Origin of the sequence: Poinsettia branch-inducing phytoplasma str. JR1 (assembly GCF_000309465.1) — a bacterium.
GTDB lineage: Bacteria > Bacillota_I > Bacilli_A > Acholeplasmatales > Acholeplasmataceae > Phytoplasma > Phytoplasma pruni.
Window position 1 is genome coordinate 1 of sequence record NZ_AKIK01000011.1, and the last position, 2,430, is coordinate 2,430.

The 2,430-nt window shown below is 26.8% G+C and carries 4 protein-coding genes; 2 read left to right on the forward strand and 2 right to left on the reverse strand.

The window, feature by feature from the left end; all coding sequences use genetic code 11:
• The first annotated feature begins 767 nt into the window (after positions 1-767).
• On the forward strand, positions 768-1,253 hold the full coding sequence (locus tag ON17_RS00445; RefSeq protein ID WP_017191505.1) for a hypothetical protein: 486 nt from the start codon (positions 768-770) through the stop codon (positions 1,251-1,253).
• A 230-nt stretch (positions 1,254-1,483) separates the two neighbouring features.
• Positions 1,484-1,708, forward strand: coding sequence for a hypothetical protein (locus tag ON17_RS00450; RefSeq protein ID WP_017191506.1), 225 nt, complete (start codon positions 1,484-1,486; stop codon positions 1,706-1,708).
• A gap of 103 nt (positions 1,709-1,811) precedes the next feature.
• Here ON17_RS00450 and rpsO read toward each other — a convergent pair whose 3' ends face one another.
• Both rpsO and ON17_RS00460 read right to left on the reverse strand, forming a co-directional pair.
• A complete protein-coding gene (gene rpsO, locus ON17_RS00455) occupies positions 1,812-2,039 on the reverse strand; it encodes a 30S ribosomal protein S15 (protein WP_017191507.1) in 228 nt (75 codons plus the stop codon).
• A gap of 32 nt (positions 2,040-2,071) precedes the next feature.
• Positions 2,072-2,395, reverse strand: coding sequence for a cyclic-di-AMP receptor (locus ON17_RS00460; protein WP_026071978.1), 324 nt, complete (start codon positions 2,393-2,395; stop codon positions 2,072-2,074).
• Positions 2,396-2,430 lie beyond the last annotated feature (35 nt).

Sequence of the window (2,430 nt, forward strand, 5' to 3'; positions counted from 1 at the left end):
ATAATCATTTTTTATTATTCTTCTAATGGTTGAAATTGGAGATATAAAGCGTGATGAACTTTTAATTATAATTGTCATATCTTATTTTTGCCTGTCAAAACAGTACAATTCAAAAAAAGAGACCGCAGCGACGGTCTCTTTTTGTTACCGTGAAATAATAATGGTAATTTTACAAAATTTTTATAAAAATATGCACTTAAAAAATTCTCCTTCCTCAACCGTTCTAAAATGTTTTAATATCATTTTAGACCCAAAAAGGAGAATTTTTAATTATATTAAAAAAAATAAACCTTAGTTAAAAAAGAACTTTAAAAAGGTCTTTTTTTTATTGCCAAAAAATACTCAAAAAGATTGCAAAAAAACGTATAATGAAATCATATAGACGAGCAGCGAAAAAAAGAAAAGGTAGCAAATGTAACCATATGATGAAACGCATCAAACAATTTATGGAAAATAAATCGCAAAAATATTTAATTATTATGATAACTTTAATATTATTAGGTTTGATCTTATTAGGAGGCGTGATTTTTGGGTTTCATTATTTCATAACCCGTCCAGCTAGACAAACAAATAGACTATACGCCAAAAGAACCTATTTATCAATTATCTTCTCCTGAAAACACCATGGAGAAAACCAAAGACGACAAAGGCGAACCCATTATTATCTAATATAACTCAGACAAATAAAAGATCAAAACAAATACTTTTTATAAAAATGGGCACAAATCAGCAATACTGACGAATATAAACCTGAAACAAGTCATAAAATGAAAAGCATCATTTATAACCTTGACGGAAATATTTTAAGTTCTTACATAAATGAAGAAGATGAACATAATAAATGGATTAAGAACAAAGATCAGAAATGCAAAAAAATAGCAGAAGCAGCCAAATCAGAGAAAGAAGAAAGAGAGCGCAAAAGAATAGCTAAACCTGATGATGATTTAGAGCAGCAAAAAGTAAACGAAGTGTTTATTAATTATGAATATGAATTGATTAAAGAACACCAAAAACTTATCAACCTTCAATATAAAATATTTGAAAATATTTTTAAGATTAAGCGGATATTAAACAAGTTACACTACGAAGATCGAAGACTACGAATCGAAGTGGATTTAGGTTTACCATTGAATGGGGTAAGATTTTTCCAAAAGGAGGAAGATTATTTAAAAAAACTGAAAAATCCTTTAGAAGCGATTGTTTTTCCTAAAATGACTCACGAAATAGACAACTTCGATGACCCTAAATATTAGACTAATGATAGATTCAATCGCCGCCGCAGCACCATCACTTATCATGAAGAAAAAATAAAGCAATTAAACCAATATGAACATAAATTAAAAAATGTGGAACCTCTTCAATTAAAAGAACATGAATCTCGTGTAAAACAATTTAAAAATGAACTTCCCGAACCCTAAGAGAAAAAATAGTCTGATTTCCGTTTCTTTAAGAATACGAAGTTATCAAAAATAAAATAAATTATTTGGAACAATCATCCGAAGATACAAGTATATTTGATAATTTAATTAAAGAATTAGATGAAATCCAAATAAAGCAGGAAGAATTGGATTCGAAAGAAATAATCACCATCATTTATAAAAACAAACAAAGATTAGCTGAATTGAAAATAAAAGCGGAACCTGTTCTAAAAAAACTAAAAGCCATAAAGATAAATCTTTTAGTCTCCTTTTTCTCCTATTTTAGATAATAATCTCTAAGATAATTATATCACTAAATGACAATAAAAAAAGAAATCCTTAAAAACAAAAAAAACTATTCAATATATAGTTTTTTTCATATTATAACAAAAATTAATTTTGTTTTTTTTGAGAATATCTAATTAAAGTATTTCTTTTTTTATTTTTAGTTAATAAACCGCGTTTGGAATGGAAATCGCCTGGATGTTGCTTAAAATGTTTGTTTAATTCTTCAATTTCACGATTTAATAAAGCGATTTGAACTTTAGTAGAACCTGTATCGCCTTCTTTCTTGCTATTGTTTTTAATAATCTCTTTTTTTTCTTCTTTGCTTAATAACATTATTATTACCTCTTTATGAATTTTTGATTTTTTTATAATTTTAAAAATTGTTCAACATCTAAAATAAAAACAGTTGCTCCTCCGATAGAAATTTCGGAAGGTAAAGAATAAAAAGCCCCCATTTCATTTAAAACATTGCCCGGAATCATTTGAGTTCTTTTTCTAGAATGTTCTTTGATAATTTGTAAAACTTCATCTACTCTTTCAGAATCAATACCTATCACAAAAGTAGCATTTTCTTCTCTTAAAAAACCGCCTTTAGTAGATAATCTTGTGCAAAAAACATTCTCTTTATTTAAATTATTTTGAACTTTATTCGCATCTTCGCTAGACACAATTGCTAAAATTAATTTCATACTATCTTTCATATTTATATTATATAACATTTACT

What these genes read in the sequence shown, in the direction of transcription:
- ON17_RS00445 (WP_017191505.1), top strand. Translation starts at nt 768, where the DNA reads ATGAAAAGCATCATTTATAACCTTGACGGAAATATTTTAAGTTCTTAC.
- rpsO (WP_017191507.1), bottom strand. Translation starts at nt 2,039, where the DNA reads ATGTTATTAAGCAAAGAAGAAAAAAAAGAGATTATTAAAAACAATAGC.
- ON17_RS00460 (WP_026071978.1), bottom strand. Translation starts at nt 2,395, where the DNA reads ATGAAATTAATTTTAGCAATTGTGTCTAGCGAAGATGCGAATAAAGTT.